Raw genomic sequence first — 16942 nt, 5'->3', positions numbered from 1 at the left:
TTAGCTTAAGTGAGCAGATGAACACCAGGTGAGCAGATGCTCACCTCGACGACCGGGAGCGACATCGTGACGACGCCGAGTTCGAGCGACGAGCTGAGGCTCGCGCTGCGTGCGGCGACGATGTACCACGTCGAGGGCGCGACCCAGGCGGAGATCGCCACCAAGCTCGGTGTCTCCCGTCCCACGGCAGGTCGACTCGTCGCTCGGGCTCGGGCGAACGGGCTCGTGCGCATCGAGATCCACGTGCCCGAGGAGATCAGTGGATCGGTGCACACCGATCTCGAACGTCGACTCGAGGAGCGGTACGGCCTGGACGAGGCGCTGGTGGTCACGTCGACCATCGACGACGCCGGCGGTCGGTACGACGCGGTGGGGCGCGCCGCGTCGGGCATCCTCACCCGGCGCGTGCAGCCTTCTCACACACTCGGTTTCACGTGGGGGCCGGAGACGGTTGCGGTGGCGCAGTCGCTCCAGGGACGCGGCAGCCGCTGCGCCCGCGTGGTGCAGCTGGACGGATCCATGAGCACCGCGGACTACCAGACCGGTGTCGACTTCGTCCTCACCCGCTGCGCCGAGCAACTGCAGGCGACGCCGATGCGGCTCAACGCCCCTCTCTACGCCGACCCGGCGACAGTCGTCGCGCTGCAACAGGACTCGCTGATGTCCAAGGCGCTCGACGCCGGACGCACCGCGGACCTCATGTTCTTCGGACTGGGCCCGGTGTCGACGTCGACGACGCTGTTCGAGGGAAGCTTCCTCGACGCCGACCTCCTGTCCGAACTCGATCGACTCGGTGCGGTCGGTGAGATCGGCGGTCGGTTCTTCGACTCCGACGGCGCCGACGTCGACAGCTCACTGACCGACCGCACGGTCTCGGTGCCGCTGGACGACATCCGGAACTGCGCCACCACGCTCCTCATCTCCGGCGGTGCGCGCAAGCACGCCGCGATCCGGGCCGCTCTGCGCGGCCGTCTCGCCACCGTCCTGGTGACCGATATCGCCTGTGCTCTGGACCTTCTCGACGAGCACGGCAGCAACCCCATGAAGGAATCGAGGTAGTACCGACGTGACATCACGATTCGTCCCACTCGCCGCCCTCGCCGCAGCCACCGTGCTGACGGCGAGCGGCTGCGCGGGCGCGGGATCGTTCGGAGGTGACGGTGGCGGCACGACCATCACCGTGGCCATCGTCTCCAACTCGCAGATGTCCGACGCGATCTCGCTCGCACCGGAGTTCGAGGCCGAGAACCCGGGTGTGAACCTGAAGTTCGTCTCGCTGTCCGAGAACGAGGCGCGCGCGAAGATCACGGCGTCGGTGGCCACGGGCGGTGGTGAGTTCGACGTGGTGATGATCAGCAACTACGAGACGCCGCAATGGGCCGAGAACGGGTGGCTCACCAATCTGTCCGAGTACGCGCAGGCCACACCGGGATACGACGAGGACGATTTCATCCCGTCGCTCAAGGAGTCGCTGTCCCACGAGGGAAGCATGTACTCGGTGCCGTTCTACGGTGAGTCGTCCTTCCTCATGTACCGCAAGGACCTGATGGAGGAAGCAGGCATCACGATGCCGGCCGAGCCCACCTGGGATCAGGTGGCCGAGGCCGCCGCGACACTCGACCGTCCGGGCATGTCCGGCATCTGCCTGCGTGGCAAGCCCGGCTGGGGCGAGGTGCTCGCGCCCCTCGACACCGTCATCAACGCCTTCGGCGGCCGGTGGTACGACGAGAACTGGAACGCGCAACTCGACAGTCCGCAGGTCGAGGAAGCCGTGCAGTTCTACGTCGACCTGGTCCGGTCGCACGGACAGGCCGGCGCGGCGACGAGCGGCTTCAGCGAGTGCGGAACGCAACTCGCACAGGGCAACACGGCCATGTGGTACGACGCCACCTCGGCGGTGTCGGTGCTCGAGGACCCCACGTCGAGCAACGTCGTCGGCAAGATCGGGTACGCCAAGGCCCCGTCGGCGGCCAAGGGCGACAACGGCTGGCTGTACTCCTGGTCGCTCGGCATCCCGACGACGTCGGAAAGCCCGGACGACGCCTGGAAGTTCGTGTCGTGGATGACGAACAAGGAGTATCTGAAGAAGGTCGGCACCGAGCTCGGCTGGGAGCGGGTGCCACCGGGAAGCCGGTTGTCCACCTACGAGATCCCGGAGTACAAGGAGGCGTCGGCCGCCTTCGGTCAGGTCACGCTCGACTCGATAAACAATGCCGATCCGCTGAACCCGACGGTCGATCCGGTGCCGTACACCGGCGTCCAGTTCCTCACCATCCCCGAGTTCCAGGATCTCGGCACTCGGGTCAGTCAGCAGATCAGCGCCGCCGTGGCAGGACAGATCAGCGTCCAGGACGCGCTCGCTCAAGCGCAGCAGTACGCCGAGGTGGTCGGCAAGACGTATCAGGAGGATCAGTGATGACCACGACCGAAGTCGGCTCGGCGAGATCCGAGACGCCGTTCGTTCCTCGCGAACGGGTGATCTCGAAGGCGGAGGGGTGGCGGCGCCGCGGTCCCCTGCTGCCGGCCATGGTCTTCGCGATCGTCGTAACGCAGATCCCGTTCCTGTTCACGCTGTACTACTCGACGCAGTCGTGGAACCTGGTGCGCCCCGGATCGCGGGAGTTCAACGGTCTGAACAACTACGTGGACGTGTTCCGGGACAGCCAGTTCCGCTCGGTCGCGTTCAACACGGTGATCATGATCGTGGGCACGGTGATCATCTCGGTGGCGCTGGGCCTGGTGCTCGCACTGCTGCTGGACCGTAAGTTCATCGGCCGCAGTCTGATCCGCACCCTGCTGATCACTCCGTTCCTCATCACCCCGGTCGCCGGTGCACTGATCTGGAAGACCACCATGTTCGACCCGGTGTTCGGCCTCATCAACTTCGTGCTCAGCCCGTTCGGGGTCGACCAGATCGACTGGGTCTCGCGGTTCCCGCTCGCCGCGGTCATGACCAACCTCGTCTGGCAGTGGACCCCCTTCATGATGCTGCTCATCCTGGCGGGACTGCAGTCGATGCCGAAGGACATCGCGGAGGCGGCGCGGGTGGACGGCGCCGGGCCCGTCGCACTGTTCCGCGAGTTGACGTTGCCGCATCTGCGACGCTTCATCGAGCTCGGAGCGGTCCTCGGCGCCATCTACCTCATCAACACCTTCGACGCCGTCTACATGATGACGTCCGGCGGCCCGGGTGTGGCGTCGTCGAACCTGCCGTTCTACATCTATCAACGAGCGTTCCTCGGTTTCGACATCGGCCAGGCCGCGGCCATGGGCGTCGTCACCGTGGTGGCCACCATCGTCGTCAGCACACTGGCGCTGCGACTGATCTTCACGAGCTTCAGCGGGAAAGAGGAGGCTGCCTGATGAGTACCACCACCGAGCGGAGCGCCGGCAGCGGAACTTCGAGCGTCACCGCGCCGATCACACGCAAGAAGCGATGGGGGCCCGGATCGATCTGGTCCTTCGTCGCCTGGGTCGCCGGCATCGCCTTCTTCTTCCCGGTCCTGTGGATGGTCATCACCGGGTTCAAGCAGGAAGCCGATGCGTACACCGCGACGCCGAAGATCTTCTTCACCCCGACCCTCGACCAGTACCGCGGCGTTCTCGAGAGCGGCATCGGCACCACGCTGCTCAACTCGGCCTTCGCGACCGTCGTGTCCACGATTCTCGTTCTGCTGCTGGGTGTCCCGGCTGCGTTCGCCCTGTCGCTGCGTCCCGTGAAGAAGACGCAGGACGTGCTCTTCTTCTTCATCTCGACGAAGATGCTGCCGGTCGTGGCGGCCATCGTGCCGCTGTACGTCATCGTCGGCGACATCGGTCTGCTCGACAACATCTGGGCGCTCATCATCCTGTACACGGCGATGAATCTGCCGATCGCGGTGTGGATGATGCGGTCGTTCTTCCTCGAGGTCCCGAGCGAGTTGCTCGAGGCCGCGAGCATGGACGGGGCCTCGCTGTGGACATCGGTGCGGGAGGTCATCCTGCCGCTGGTCTCGCCCGGCATCGCGGCCACGTCGCTGATCTGTGTGATCTTCTCGTGGAACGAGTTCTTCTTCGCCGTCAACCTCACCGCCGTTCAGGCACAGACGATTCCGGTCTACCTCGTCGGCTTCATCACCGGGCAGGGCCTGTACTGGGCCCAGCTCTCCGCCGCTGCGACGTTCGCAGCCCTCCCCGTCGTCCTCGCCGGATGGTTCGCGCAGAACAAGCTCGTGCGCGGCCTGTCCTTCGGCGCCATCAAGTAGGAGAAAGAACCATGGCTGCAATCTCGTACAAGCAAGCGTCCTGCATCTACGACGGCGCCGACAAGCTGGCGGTGGACTCGCTCGACCTCGACATCCAGGACGGCGAGTTCGTCGTCCTGGTCGGCCCGTCGGGCTCCGGGAAATCCACCGCGCTGCGGATGCTCGCCGGTCTCGAGGAGATCGACGGCGGTGCCATCGAGATCGGCGGGAAGAACATGGTCGGTGTGCCGTCCAAGGACCGCGACATCGCGATGGTGTTCCAGAACTACGCGCTCTACCCCAACAAGACCGTCGGCGAGAACATGGGCTTCGCGCTCAAGATGCGCGGGGTCAGCCTCGAGAAGCGTCAGGCCCGCGTCGCCGAGGCGGCCCGACTCCTCGACCTCACCGAGTACCTGGATCGCAAGCCCGGCAAGCTCTCCGGCGGTCAGCGGCAGCGCGTCGCCATGGGCCGCGCGATCGTCCGTGAGCCCCAGGTGTTCTGCATGGACGAGCCGCTGTCGAACCTCGACGCCAAACTGCGGGTACAGACACGCACGCAGATCGCCGCGCTGCAGCGTCGGCTGGGGACGACCACCGTGTACGTCACCCACGACCAGGTCGAGGCCATGACGATGGGCGACCGCGTCGCGATCCTCAAGGACGGCAAGCTGCAGCAGTTCGCCGCGCCGACCGAGCTCTACGACCACCCGGTCAACGCCTTCGTGGCCGGATTCATCGGCTCGCCGGCGATGAACCTGTTCACGGTGCCCGTCGTGTCCGGCGGCCTGAAGGTCGGTGAGCGCACCGTCCCCCTCGAGCGCGACCAGCTCACCGCCATCGCCGCCGCGGGACTCGACGAGGTGACCCTCGGCCTGCGTCCAGAACAGCTCGCGATCGGCTCCGCGGACGACGACGGACTGCTGGTCACCGTCGACCTCGTGGAGGAACTGGGCAACGAGAGCTACCTCTACGCCAGCTTCGACGACACCCGGATCCGCGCCTCGGACGGCACACCGGCCACGATCGTGGCACGCTCTCCCAGGAGGGCACCCGCGCGGATCGGCGAGAAGGTCACGCTGACCAAGCAGGAGGGCACCGCGTACCTGTTCCACCCGACCTCGGGGGAGCGGATCGGGGCCTGAGCAGCAGGGGGCAAGACTCGGGTGTGGGAACGTGCCGGGAAGACCGTTCCCACACCCGTCCACCGTCGCGGGACCTCGCATGTGAGCGTGTGGCCACAGGATCGCCGGTGATTCTGCGGATCGGCAGAGTGTTCGTCGATCGTGTGTACTCACACTCGCCTGCGGGCTGTCGGTTCCTGTGGGCGTGGTCGAGCAGCACGTCCGCCGCGTCTCGCGGGTGACTCCAGGGCCACCAGTGCTTCGTGTCGACCTCCGGGACGGTCAGGTCCGGCACCCGGCGGTCGACGTCCTGGACCGGTCGACACGTTTCAGCGCACGGCACGAGGGTAGTTCGAGGCACTCGCTCTCGACACAGGAGATTCTCATGGCCCGTGCCACCCTTGCCCACCTGCTCCACGATGTCGGACTCGCGGCCTGGTTCGGCGGAACCCTCGCCAATGCCGTCGCACTGAACGAGGCGTCGTCGAACGCCGACACCGCCGCCTCCACCGGGGCTGTCACCAACGAGGGATGGGATCGGTGGACGCCGGTCAACGCCGCGGCCATCGGTGTCCATCTCGCCGGTGCGACAGCACTGCTGAAGAACGACTACGGACGTCTGAAGGCGCAGGACGGCGTCGCCTCGATGGCCGTCGCCAAGACCGCGCTCACGGCGGCAGCACTGGCGGTCACCGCGTACAGCCGCGTTCTGGGACAGACGGTCTCGAAGGAAGGTGCGGTACCCGCCTCTGACGGGACCACGCCCACCGCGTCCACGCCACCGCACGTGGCGGCCGCGCAGAAGAAACTCCAGGCACTGCAGTGGGTCGTCCCCGCGTTGGCCGGCGGAGTGGTCGCCATCTCCGCGTACGCGAGCGAGCAGTTCCGTCCCGAGGAAGTGGCGCGGGGCGTAGTGTCGCGCATCATCGGCTGACCGTCCGATCCGCGAGGTCTGTCCGATTCGCAACCTGCAGGGTGGTGATGACGTGCCGGCGCATTCGGACGGCGACACCGATGCGGGAGCCGACCAGCGCACTCCGCTGGTGCAACCGCCGAAGCTGCGGACCGAGGCCGATCGCGGCGCGACCCGGTTGGAGCTGTTCTTCGACCTCGCCTACGTGCTGGTCGTGCACCAACTCGCACTCGCACTGAAGGACGACCTTCGCTGGCAGGGCATCGCCGAGTTCGCGGGAATCTTCGCCGTCACGTGGTGGTCCTGGGTGACCACCACGTTGTACGCCAACAGGTTCGACACGAACGACGTCCTGTACCGATTGCTGAAACTGGCCGCCACCTTCGCCGTGGCGGTGATGGCCGCCAGTGCCGCGACGGCGGTGGGCGGCGACGGGACCGTCGCCTTCGGAGCCGGGTACATCGCGACGCGGGTGATTCTCGCCGGTCTGTATCTTCGCGCACGGCGGCACATCCCCGACGTCCGCGTCACGATCGATCTGTACCTCGCGGCCACCGGCGTCAGTATCGTGATCTGGACGGTCTCGCTGCTCACCCCGTCACCGATCACCTACCTGCTGTGGGCGGTGGGAATCATGGTGGAGGCCGCGGCGCCGTTCGCCGCGACCCACTGGGGACCGGATGTTCCGCTGCACCTCGAGCATCTGCCGGAGAGGTTCGGGCTCTTCGTCATTCTCGTTCTCGGTGAGTCGATCTCGGCTGTGGTGCTCGGGATGCACGACACCCACTGGATGTTCTCGTCCGTCGCCGTCGCGGCACTCGGATTCACGATCGCTGCAGCCGTGTGGTGGATGTACTTCGACATCGGCGGCGCGGAGGCCAAGACGGAGATCCAGGACGACGAGCGGGTGGTGGGCAGTGGCCGTGCCGACGGGTACGTCTACGGGCACCTCCCTCTCACCCTGGGTGTCGCTCTCCTCGGCGTCGGGATCCAGCAGTACGTCCTGCATCCCGTCGGCGAACTGACCGATGCCGGGCGCTGGGCCCTGTCCGGTGGGGTGGCGCTGTTCGTCGTCGGGATCTGCGCCGTTCTCGGCTGGAGTTCCGGCGACTGGAGAACGGTGTTCCCGTGGCCGGCGCTGGCCATTCCCGTCGTCGTCGTGCTGGGTCTCGTCGACACCAGGCTCCCGTTCGCCTCGGCCATCGTCCTCGCTGTCGGCGCGATCACGGCCGTCGTCACCGGGGTGATCCGTCGGCGCCGCAGTCCGGTCGACACGACCGAGACCTGACGCCGGGGCTATCGGTCCCGGCCGGCGTGGTCGAGCAGCACGTCCGCCGCGTCTCCCGGGTGACTCCAGGGCCACCAGTGCTTCGCGTCGACCTCCAGGACGGTCAGGTCGGGGACCCAGCGGTCGACGTCCTGGACCAGATCGGGGGAGAGGAAGCGATCCTTCAGCGGAACCACGACGAGTGTGGGTACGTCGCACCGCGGTGGTGGCCCGGACAGCATGCGCCGAATGATGTTGGCGCGGTAGAGCTCGACACCGCGCTGCATGTTCAGCGGATCCGCGGCGGGAGCGGGGTCCGCGGGACCGGCCTGGACGAACAGAGTCGGAACGTACTTTCCCAGGACCGGCACGTGGAAGCCCCAGATGTACCACGACCGGGCGAGCTGACCGAGCACCGACGGCCACTGGGTGGGCCGCAGTCCGCGCCGACGCGACGTCTCGCGGAGGTGGTCGATGCTGGGACCGGAGACGGAGGTGAACGATCCGAACACCTCGGCGGCGCGGGGATCGCGCATCGGCTCCCACATCTGCACCGAACCCCAGTCGTGGGCGAAGGCGTGGACCGCTCCGCGGAGATCGGGGATCGACTCGACCACCGCATAGGTGTCGTCGGCCAGGCGTTCGATGGCGAACGACTCGGACCGTTCCGGGTGCTCGACGACGGTGCGGCCACCACCGCGCGTGTCGTAGGCGATGACGCGGGCGCGATCACCGATGGCGTCGATCATCGGGTGAAACATGGTGTGGTCGTCCGGATACCCGTGCACGAGCAGCACCGTCGTGTCCGACTCCGGATCGCCGTACTCGAACACGGCCAGTGCGGCACCCGTCGAGTGAGCGGTCCACCTGCTGTGCGGCTCGGTCATCCTGCCTCGCTCCTTCTGTACAGCGACTCTCCTCGGAGCAGTCGCGCGACGAGGTGCAGCCGCACCTCGTCCTGCTCGGGCTGCGGATGCACCACGGCGGAGAGGGCTTCCCCGTCGAGGAGGTGTACCACCGTGAAGAGCACCGTATCGAGTTCCGCCGCGGGAATCGTGCCCGCGATCGGCAGCGAGCGTCCGAGGTCGGTGATCTCCTGGTGGTAGCGCACGGTGAACGGAACGAGACGCTCCCGCAGTGCATCGTCACTCCGGGCGGCGATGAGCAGCTCGTACCAGGCACCGTTGATCGGCGCCCGGCACGCGGCGCGCAGCAACGTCAGGCAGTGCTCGACGGACGCCGAGCCGAAGCCGGACAGCCCGGCGCGGAACTCCTCGAACTGGCGCCTCCGGACCTCGTCCGCCGCGGCCACGACGAGATCGAGACGGGTGGCGAAGTGCCGGAAGAGCGCACCCGACGACACTCCCGCGCGGGTCACCACCTCGTTGACCGTCGTGGCGGCGTAACCCTTCTCGCACAGCGACGCGATGGTCGCGTCGAGGAGTCGCGCGATGGTGTCGGTGCGGCGCTCTTCCTGCGTTCGTCTCACACGGACACGGTAGTGGCCGCAGGTGTCCTCACGCCCGCTCGCAGGAATCTGCCCGCCCGCTCGGACACCCCGAACCAGGAGGCGAATCGGCCCTCGCGATACGCGACTCGTCCGCCGACGAGCGTCGCGGTGACCGCGGTGTCGTTACGGTTGACCATGCGGCTGAGACCCCCGAATTCCGGCATCGTCTCCTCGTTGTACGCGTCGACCTCGTCCGTCAGGCCGGCGGGATTCACCACGACGATGTCGGCGCGATCGCCGAGACGCAGGTGGCCGGCGTCGACGCCGTAGAAGTCGGCGAGCTCGCCGCTGAGCTTGTGAGCCGCCTGGCCGACCGTCAGGAACGACTCGCGGGCGTCGTTCACGCGCCGCAGCAGGCGGATGCCGAAGTTGTAGAACGCCATGTTGCGCAGGTGCGCCCCGGCATCGGAGAACCCCACCGTCACACCGGGATTCGTGATCAGCTTGTCCATCTGCTTCTGGCGATGATTGGCGATGGTGGTGTGCCAGCGTAGTTTCCGGCCGTGCTCGACCACCAGGTCGAGGAAGGCGTCGACGACGTGGATCCCCTGCTCCCGTGCCAACTCCGCGATGTTCTTGCCGATGACGGACGAGTCGGGGCATTCGGTGATGATGACGTCGCCGAAGTCTCGGTGCCACACACGGGAGGAGAACTTCTTCTCGAAGTCGGCGCGGAACCAGCGTCGATACGCCTCGTCCTTCAGCAGTTCGTTACGGCCGAGCTCCTCACGAAGGTGCAGAGCTGCTCTGCCGGAACCGAATTCCTCGAAGACGACCAGGTCGATTCCGTCGGAGTAGACGTCGAACGTCGTGGGCAGGTGCTGCCAGCGGAACTGCCCCTTGCCCGGCCCGTTCACCGCAGCGGCCAGCGGACCGAAGATGTGGTGGATCCACGGCGAGGCCTTGGCGTCGGCGGCGGCCAGCAGCGAGACCTTCAGTGCGCGTCGGCCGATGCCCGTCGCGGCGCCGAGGAAGAACACCATGTCGTACTTGGTGTTCAGGTTCGGAATGCTCTGCAGCAGACGGCCGCGGCGACGCAGGATCTTGTGCAGGCGGCGGAACTCCGACCACGATGCGTAGGACGACGGCAGCGAGCGCGAGCGGTATCGATCCCCGTCCAGCTTGTCCCAGGGATTGGTCATCGTGGACATGCCGAGCATGCCCGCGTCGAGTGCCTTCTCGAGGGCGTCCGCCATCTGCGCCGTCTCCTCGCGCGTCGGTCGCTGGGAGCGGTCGGTCGACCGGTCGAGTCCCATGACGTGAGCGCGCAGGTCCGAGTGCCCCACCAGCGCAGCGATGTTCGGTCCGAGCGGGAGGCGCTCGAGCGCGGCGATGTACTCCTCCGGGCCCGACCAGGTCTTGTGCGTGTCGACGGCCTTGAGCACGTGATCGCGGGGGAGGGCCTCGACGCGGCTGAACAGGTCGGCGATGTCGACGGGAGTGGAGTACAGGGTGGAGAGCGAACAGTTGCCGAGCAGCACCGTCGTCACGCCGTGGCGCACCGACTCGCTCAGGCCCGGCCCCACCAGGACCTCCGCGTCGTAATGAGTGTGCACGTCGACGAATCCCGGCATGACCCACTGGCCGGTGGCGTCGATGACCTCGGTGTCCGGTCCGACGTCGAGCGCGTCCGAGGACACGGCACGGACCACGCCGTCGACGATGCCGACATCGCGGCGAACTCCCGGCCCACCATCTCCGTCGAACACGGTCCCGCCGCTGATCACCACATCGAAGTGCGACTCGTTCATGTGACCTCCATCACTGTGCGATGGGCTCACCGTAACTTAGAGAGTGATCACTCGCAATAGTGGGACTTCGTCCCCCGTGTGCCTTTTGCGCATCTCCGGATACGCAAAGGGCGCACGGGGCCGAAGGTCACTCAGAACGCGAGTGGACGGTGCGACTCGCGCACATAGGTCCAGGTCGAAGACGGACGCACCAGCCCCGCCGACTCGAGGTCCACACCGTCGTCGGTGATCGTCGAGGTCAGGAAGGTGCGGTCGGACTCCTCGAGGGCACGGGACTGCACCTCGGCGAACGCCTCGATCGCGATGCGGTGGTACTCGTCGAGCGGGTTCTGTCGGCCGAGTGCCCGGAGATGAATGCTCTCGCGGACATCGCCGAGGTGCGCCAGGTAGTCGGACCACGCGCGGTCGAGATGGTGGAGAACGATGCGCCGGGCGGCGCGTACGCGGGCGTCGGAGTCGACGGCCTCCAGTTCCGCGGCACGCTCGGGATTACGGGTGGCCAGCAGGTCCCACGCTTCGTCGGTGCCGAGCAACGCGGCCCGACGCGTGTCGAGGATGTCGCGGTGTTGGGCGGTCAGTTGGTTGTACCGCCAGGTGGACGCGTGGGTGTCGAGCATCGCGCCCTCCGCGACGCGCTGCGCGTGGTCGATGCGCTTGGCCGCGACCTCCGTCTCGAGGAAACCCGTGTCGTCGGGGTGGCCGGGGCGATCGCTCTTCTCCAGGTAGCGCGTCACCAGCGAGTCGTCCCAACTGGCGAAGAACACGGAGCGGCCCGGATCACCCTGTCGCCCGGCGCGTCCCCGTAGTTGATTGTCGAGGCGCTCGGTGACGTACCGCGCGGTGCCGATCACGAGAAGGCCGCCGAGGTCGGTCACGCCGTCGCCGAGCCTGATGTCGGTGCCGCGGCCGGCGATCTGCGTCGAGACGGTCACCGCATCGGGCAGTCCGGCGCGCGCGATGATCTCGGCCTCCTCCGCGTCGTTCTTCGCGTTGAGGGCGACCACCGGCACTCCGGCGTCCTCGAGCCGGGCGGCCAGCGACTCGGACTCCTCGACGTCGTGCGTCCCCACGAGCACGGGCTGCCCCGTGGCGTGGGCTTCCAGCACCGCGGCGACGACGGCCGCGTTCTTCTCGGGAGCGGTGGCGTACACGCGGTCGACCTCGTCGACGCGGACGAGCGGCTCGTTCGGCTCGACCACCGACACCCCGAGGCCGTAGAACGTCCGAAGCTGTTCTCCTGCTGCGAGAGCCGTTCCGGTCATTCCGCACACGCGGCGGTACCGACCCATCAGGGCCTGCACGGTGATGGTGTCCAGGACCTGCCCGGTCTCCGTGCACGCCAGGCCTTCCTTCGCTTCGACCGCGGCCTGGAGACCGTCCGGCCAACGCTGCAGCTCCGCGACACGGCCGCGGGAGGCGTTGACCAGCTGTACCCGACCGTCCCGCACGATGTAGTCGACATCCCTGCGTACCAACACCTCTGCGTGCAGGGTGAGATTGACGCGCACCAACGTGGTGCCGACGTGCTCCTCGCTGTACAGATCGATCCCGCCCAGTGCGTCCTCGAGCTTCTCGGCCCCGGCATCGGTCAGGAACACGTTGCGACGCTCGGCATCGACCTCCCAGTCGGTGTCAGCGCCGAGAGACCGCACGGCGTCGAGCACGTCGTCGGCCGACACGTCCTGATCGATGGAGCCGGCGAGAACCAAGGGCACCAGAGCTTCGTCGACGAGCACCGAGTCGGCCTCGTCGACGACGGCGACGTCCGCGGTCGGGGAGACGAGCAATTCGACATCGTCCACCAGATGATCGCGCAGCACGTCGAAGCCCACCTCGTTGACCGAGGCGTAAGTGACATCGCACCCGTAGGCAGCGCGCCGCTCGTCCGCCGTCGACTCCGCCGTGATCCACCCGACCGTGACTCCGAGCGCGTCGTAGAACGGGCCCATCCACTCGGCGTCGCGTCGAGCGAGGAAGTCGTTGACCGACACCACGTGCACGTCCCTGCCCTGCAGCACGTAGGCGGCGGCCGCGACGGCGCCGGAGAGCGTCTTCCCCTCACCCGTTGCCATCTCGATCACGTCGCCCTCCAGCAGCCGTACGGCTCCGTAGAGCTGAGTGTCGAAGGGGCGCAGGGACAACGCACGATCGGACGCCTCGCGCGCGAGCGCGAGGAACGCGGGCACGTCGAAGGAGCCGGCTCCGCGCAGACCGTCGGCCGCGGCACGCAGACCGTCCGCGTCGAGGTCGCGGTGGCGGTCCTCGAGCGCCCGGGCGGCATCCACGGCACCTCGCGACCGCGCATGCCCCTTCGCGACCGAACGACCGAGCAGGGACCAGAACCGTGACGCCATGTTCGCCAGGCTACCGACGGGCCCGTAGGTGCGGCCGCAAGCCGTGTGCACACCCCCAGCGGTGAGCGCACACGGTCTGCGGCCGGTGGGGAGGGGTGTGCGGTCACTAGAAGGGGTGCGCACACCCGTTGTCGCAGCGCGTCCGACGCGGGAACCGCCTCATCTGAGACGGTCGCGGCCGGACGGCTTCGAGAGGACGACGTTCACCGTGGTCACCGTTCTCGGCACCGTGGGCATCGCATGGCTGCGCGACGTGCGTTGTTCGAAGGTCCAGGCCACCGACGGGCCGTCACGCAGGAGTGATGCGCCGACTGGGGAGTGGGCTCGAGTACACGACGTTAGTGGTGATGGAGCCGAGCGTGGCGAGCCGGCCGGTGACACGTTCGAGATCCCGCATCGAGCGGGCGAGGACCTTGATGATGAAGCAGTCGTCACCCGTGACGTGATGCGCCTCGATGATCTCCGGGGTGGACGCCACCAGTGCGTCGAACGGACCGTAATTACCCGACGGGTACGCCAGGCGGACGAACGCCGAGACCGTGTAGCCGAGAGCCCCGGTGTCGACAGTGACGGAGTAGCCGGTGATCACGCCGATGTCGGTCAGGCGGCGGACGCGGTCGGCCGTCGCGCTCGACGACAGGTTCACCACTCGGGCCAGATGTGCAACGGTCGCGCGCCCGTCACTCTGCAGCTCGTCCAGCAGTCGCCGGTCGATCTCGTCGACTTCGGGGTGTGGATTACGCGGCACAATGGAAACGATACCGGCCGATCGATGCCGTTTAGTGCGATCAGCCGGTGATCGCCACTTCTCCCAGTCGCCCGAACAGGATTGGCTGAGGTCATGGAAAAGACACCGTCCGCCGCCGACTTCTTCGCCGCGAAACTGAGGTTCGAGACAGATCCCGCCGATCTTGCCGCCGAGCGATCCCGCGGTGCGGGGCCGCTGATCATCGACGTTCGTTCGGACGCGTCCTGGAGTGCGGGACGCATTCCCGGAGCGGTGCACATCGTCGGGGCCGATCTGGGCACGCGCATCGCCGAGGTGGAGCCGGATCGCGACGCCGACATCGTCGTCTACTGCTGGGGACCGGGATGCAACGGCAGCACCCGAGCGGCCCTGGCGCTCAGTCGCCTCGGCTACTCCCGCGTGCGGGAACTGATCGGAGGATTCGAGTACTGGGCACGGGAAGGTTTCGCCGTCGTGTCCGACACCGGACGTACACGGCGAGCACCCGATCCGCTCACCGCTCCGACGACGTGACCTCACTCAGCCACCTGGACACGAGCTCGACGGCCTCCGGCGCGGCCACGGCCGTCGCGTGGTCGTACCCGCGGAGCTCTTCGTACTCGGCGCCGGCGATCAGCGATGCGGTGCGACGGGTGTCGTCGATACGCTGGACGTCGCGGGAGCCGACGTAGAACAGTGTCGGCGCCGTGATGGCGCGGACGGCGTCGTCGGCGATACCGGGATCGTCGTCCGATGCCCGGAAGTAGGCGGCCAACGCTTCGGAGTCGTTGCGCAGGAACGCGGCTCGGGTGCCCGAGTCGACCGGGAAGCCGCGGCGGTTCGCCCACTCGTCGACGAACCCGTCCATTCCCCGTTCGGCGAGGACGTCGGCGCTGCCGTCGAAGAACAGGCTGTCCAGCGCGCCCTTCTGCGGCCCCGATCCGGCTCCGCCCACGACGAGTGATGCGACACGCTGGGGAGTGCGGGTGACCAGATTGAGGCCGGACCGACCGCCGAACGAGTAGCCGACGTAGTGCGCGGCGGCCACGTGCGCCGCGTCCAGGACGGCGACCAGATCCTCGCTGACACGGTCCATCGAGTGGGCCTCGACGTCGCGAGGAGCCTCGCTCCGGCCATGTCCACGCTGGTCCACGAGGATCAGGCGGTACCGGTCGCGCAGCGCACGGACGTAGCCGAAGGTGCGCCAGATCTGGTGCGACAACAGGCTGCCGTGCACCAGCATCACCGGCGGGCCGGTGGGGTCACCCGTCACCGACCAGGCGATGCGGGTGCCGTCCACCGGGTTCGTCGCGAAGTCCACGGTGCCATGGTCGCAGGTGGGTGATCTCAGGTGGACGTCGAGGTGAGCCCGTCGGCGGTCAGATCGACCCGCCGCGTGATCCCCAGCGCATCGAGGAACGCCTCGTCGTGGCTGACCACGATCAGGGCTCCCCGATACGACGACAGCGCCGTGCTCAGGTGCGTCCTCGACGCGACATCCAGGTTGTTCGTCGGTTCGTCGAGAATGAGCAGCTGCGGAGCCGGATCGGCCAGCAGCAGCATCGCCAGTGCCGCCCGCACCCGCTCCCCGCCCGACAGCGTGCGCACCACCGCGTCTGCGCGCCGACCGCGGAAGAGGAAGCGAGCGAGCCGAGTTCGGACGTCGGTGATCGACGTGTCCGGTGCCGCGCGGCGGACGTTCTCCACCACGGACGCATCGTCGTCGAACACGTCGAGGGATTGCGGCAGCACCGCGGTCGGCACCGACGGCGCCAGAGATCGCAGGAGAGTCGTCTTGCCGACTCCGTTGTCCCCGACGAGCGCGATGCGTTCCGGGCCCATGATCGTGAGTTCGATTGTCCTGTCCGGGTACCGACCGTCCAGATCGAGCAGCATCTCGCCCGTCGACGCCACCGACTTCGACGCGTGCACCGCCGTCTCGGGCAGATCCACCACGATCTCGGTGTCGTCACGAATCATCTCGTGCGCCTCGTCGGCGCGGGCGCGGGCATCCGCCACGCGGTCCTCGTGTCCGATGCGGTACTTGGCAGCCGACTCCTGTGCGGCGCTGCGCCGGTTGTGGGCGACGATCTTCGGTACCCGCTTCTCGCGAGATGCCTTCTCTCCCATCCGTCGCCGGTGGGCCACGGTGGTCTGCGCCTCGACCAGATCCCGCTTCTGCCGGCGCAGATCCTGATCGGCCGACCGCGCCGCGGCCCGCGCCGCCTCCTGCTCGCCCTCCACGACGCTCCGGTAGTGCGTCCAGTTGCCGCCGAACATCCGGAGCGACGCGGGCGACGACCGTACCGAGTGGAGTTCGGCGATGTCGTCCATGGTGTCGAGCAGGCCCTGGTCGTGACTCGCGACGACGACGGCGCCGGAGAACTCGTCGAGTACTCGTCCCAGAGCGGAGCGAGCTCGTTGGTCCAGGTTGTTCGTCGGTTCGTCGAGAAGCAGGACGGAGGGCCGCCGGATCACCTGACCGACGAGTGCGACGAGCGTCGACTCGCCCCCCGACAGGGTTCTCATCGGTCGATCGAGATCTGCTGCCGTGCCCAGACTCTCGCCGACGCCGGCCGAGTCGAGCAACGCGAGAGTGCGCTCCTCGACGTCCCAGTCCGTACCGACGACGGTGAAGTCGTCGGGATCGGTGCTGCCGTGCTCGATGCGTGCCAGGGCCTGTCGGACGTCTCCGATGCCGAGGAGATCAGCGACGGTGTCCGAGACGTTCGTGACCACTTGCTGGGGAAGATGGCCGACGGTGCCGGTGACGCGTACGGACCCGCGCTGCGGTCGATACCGCCCGGTGATCAGGTGCAGCAGAGTGGATTTGCCCGCTCCGTTGGTGCCGACGAGGCCGGTCCGGCGCGGCATGAACGATGCGTCCAGGCCGTCGAGGACAGGCCGGCCGTCGGGCCAGGAGAAGGTGAGATCGGAGAGAACGATGGAGGGTGATACTGACATGGAGCACCTCGAGAGGAGTGTCGTGCCACCGCGACGTGCGCGTCGGTGGGATCCGCACTACTTACGAGAGGAGCAACTGCCTGTCCGTTCGTCGGGGACGATGAGCTAC

The 16942-nt window shown here is 67.6% G+C and carries 15 protein-coding genes; 8 read left to right on the top strand and 7 right to left on the bottom strand.

All coding sequences use genetic code 11. The features are described from left to right. The first annotated feature begins 36 nt into the window (after nt 1–36). From HQ314_RS09580 to HQ314_RS09550, 7 genes are all read left to right on the top strand, one after another. Nucleotides 37–1059, top strand: a complete 1023-nt coding sequence (locus HQ314_RS09580) for a sugar-binding transcriptional regulator (RefSeq protein ID WP_222649900.1) — start codon at nt 37–39, stop codon at nt 1057–1059. A 7-nt stretch (nt 1060–1066) separates the two neighbouring features. Continuing rightward, nucleotides 1067–2416: a sugar ABC transporter substrate-binding protein gene (locus HQ314_RS09575; RefSeq protein WP_222649899.1), complete on the top strand. Its 1350-nt coding sequence runs from the start codon at nt 1067–1069 to the stop codon at nt 2414–2416. Further along, complete coding sequence (locus HQ314_RS09570; RefSeq protein ID WP_027506156.1) at nt 2416–3363, top strand: carbohydrate ABC transporter permease; 948 nt, start codon at nt 2416–2418, stop codon at nt 3361–3363. Before HQ314_RS09575 ends, HQ314_RS09570 begins: the two co-directional genes overlap by 1 nt. Then, entirely contained in the window at nt 3363–4244 is an 882-nt protein-coding gene (locus HQ314_RS09565; protein ID WP_222649898.1) for a carbohydrate ABC transporter permease, read from the top strand. The genes HQ314_RS09570 and HQ314_RS09565 overlap by 1 nt, the downstream gene beginning before the upstream one ends. An 11-nt stretch (nt 4245–4255) precedes the next feature. After that, nucleotides 4256–5368, top strand: coding sequence for an ABC transporter ATP-binding protein (locus HQ314_RS09560; protein WP_027506158.1), 1113 nt, complete (start codon nt 4256–4258; stop codon nt 5366–5368). A 364-nt stretch (nt 5369–5732) separates the two neighbouring features. Next, nucleotides 5733–6281 carry a hypothetical protein gene (locus HQ314_RS09555; protein WP_222632212.1) on the top strand — a complete coding sequence of 183 codons (549 nt, stop codon included), beginning with the start codon at nt 5733–5735 and terminating at the stop codon, nt 6279–6281. Between the two features lie 52 nt (nt 6282–6333). After that, nucleotides 6334–7548: a low temperature requirement protein A gene (locus tag HQ314_RS09550; protein WP_308119330.1), complete on the top strand. Its 1215-nt coding sequence runs from the start codon at nt 6334–6336 to the stop codon at nt 7546–7548. A gap of 8 nt (nt 7549–7556) precedes the next feature. Here HQ314_RS09550 and HQ314_RS09545 read toward each other — a convergent pair whose 3' ends face one another. The 5 genes from HQ314_RS09545 to HQ314_RS21720 form a co-directional block, all read right to left on the bottom strand. Continuing rightward, nucleotides 7557–8414, bottom strand: a complete 858-nt coding sequence (locus HQ314_RS09545) for an alpha/beta fold hydrolase (RefSeq protein ID WP_222632210.1) — start codon at nt 8412–8414, stop codon at nt 7557–7559. After that, nucleotides 8411–9016: a TetR/AcrR family transcriptional regulator gene (locus HQ314_RS09540; RefSeq protein ID WP_027506160.1), complete on the bottom strand. Its 606-nt coding sequence runs from the start codon at nt 9014–9016 to the stop codon at nt 8411–8413. The genes HQ314_RS09545 and HQ314_RS09540 overlap by 4 nt, the downstream gene beginning before the upstream one ends. Next, a complete protein-coding gene (locus HQ314_RS09535; RefSeq protein WP_222649897.1) occupies nt 9013–10788 on the bottom strand; it encodes an amidohydrolase family protein in 1776 nt (591 codons plus the stop codon). Before HQ314_RS09535 ends, HQ314_RS09540 begins: the two co-directional genes overlap by 4 nt. Before the next feature lie 131 nt (nt 10789–10919). Beyond that, complete coding sequence (gene secA2, locus HQ314_RS09530) at nt 10920–13142, bottom strand: accessory Sec system translocase SecA2 (RefSeq protein ID WP_222649896.1); 2223 nt, start codon at nt 13140–13142, stop codon at nt 10920–10922. Between the two features lie 289 nt (nt 13143–13431). Next, complete coding sequence (locus HQ314_RS21720; protein ID WP_222649895.1) at nt 13432–13890, bottom strand: Lrp/AsnC family transcriptional regulator; 459 nt, start codon at nt 13888–13890, stop codon at nt 13432–13434. Between the two features lie 93 nt (nt 13891–13983). Here HQ314_RS21720 and HQ314_RS09520 point away from each other — a divergent pair, with 93 nt between their 5' ends. Next, nucleotides 13984–14403 (top strand): rhodanese-like domain-containing protein, encoded by a 420-nt coding sequence (locus HQ314_RS09520; protein ID WP_222649894.1) that lies wholly within the window; start codon nt 13984–13986, stop codon nt 14401–14403. Here HQ314_RS09520 and HQ314_RS09515 read toward each other — a convergent pair. Then, on the bottom strand, nt 14384–15190 hold the full coding sequence (locus HQ314_RS09515; RefSeq protein ID WP_308119329.1) for an alpha/beta hydrolase: 807 nt from the start codon (nt 15188–15190) through the stop codon (nt 14384–14386). The genes HQ314_RS09520 and HQ314_RS09515 overlap by 20 nt on opposite strands. A 26-nt stretch (nt 15191–15216) precedes the next feature. Then, on the bottom strand, nt 15217–16833 hold the full coding sequence (locus HQ314_RS09510; protein WP_222649893.1) for an ABC-F family ATP-binding cassette domain-containing protein: 1617 nt from the start codon (nt 16831–16833) through the stop codon (nt 15217–15219). Nucleotides 16834–16942 lie beyond the last annotated feature (109 nt).

It is taken from the genome of Rhodococcus sp. BP-332 (genome assembly GCF_019836065.1).
GTDB lineage: Bacteria > Actinomycetota > Actinomycetes > Mycobacteriales > Mycobacteriaceae > Rhodococcoides.
This window is presented reverse-complemented; position numbering and strand designations above follow the sequence as displayed.

Bases quoted from the DNA above. Each gene is read 5' to 3' on its own strand.
- HQ314_RS09580 (WP_222649900.1), top strand. From the start codon at position 37: ATGCTCACCTCGACGACCGGGAGCGACATCGTGACGACGCCGAGTTCG.
- HQ314_RS09570 (WP_027506156.1), top strand. From the start codon at position 2,416: ATGACCACGACCGAAGTCGGCTCGGCGAGATCCGAGACGCCGTTCGTT.
- HQ314_RS09565 (WP_222649898.1), top strand. From the start codon at position 3,363: ATGAGTACCACCACCGAGCGGAGCGCCGGCAGCGGAACTTCGAGCGTC.
- HQ314_RS09560 (WP_027506158.1), top strand. From the start codon at position 4,256: ATGGCTGCAATCTCGTACAAGCAAGCGTCCTGCATCTACGACGGCGCC.
- HQ314_RS09555 (WP_222632212.1), top strand. From the start codon at position 5,733: ATGGCCCGTGCCACCCTTGCCCACCTGCTCCACGATGTCGGACTCGCG.
- HQ314_RS09545 (WP_222632210.1), bottom strand. From the start codon at position 8,414: ATGACCGAGCCGCACAGCAGGTGGACCGCTCACTCGACGGGTGCCGCA.
- HQ314_RS09535 (WP_222649897.1), bottom strand. From the start codon at position 10,788: ATGAACGAGTCGCACTTCGATGTGGTGATCAGCGGCGGGACCGTGTTC.
- secA2 (WP_222649896.1), bottom strand. From the start codon at position 13,142: ATGGCGTCACGGTTCTGGTCCCTGCTCGGTCGTTCGGTCGCGAAGGGG.
- HQ314_RS09520 (WP_222649894.1), top strand. From the start codon at position 13,984: ATGGAAAAGACACCGTCCGCCGCCGACTTCTTCGCCGCGAAACTGAGG.
- HQ314_RS09510 (WP_222649893.1), bottom strand. From the start codon at position 16,833: ATGTCAGTATCACCCTCCATCGTTCTCTCCGATCTCACCTTCTCCTGG.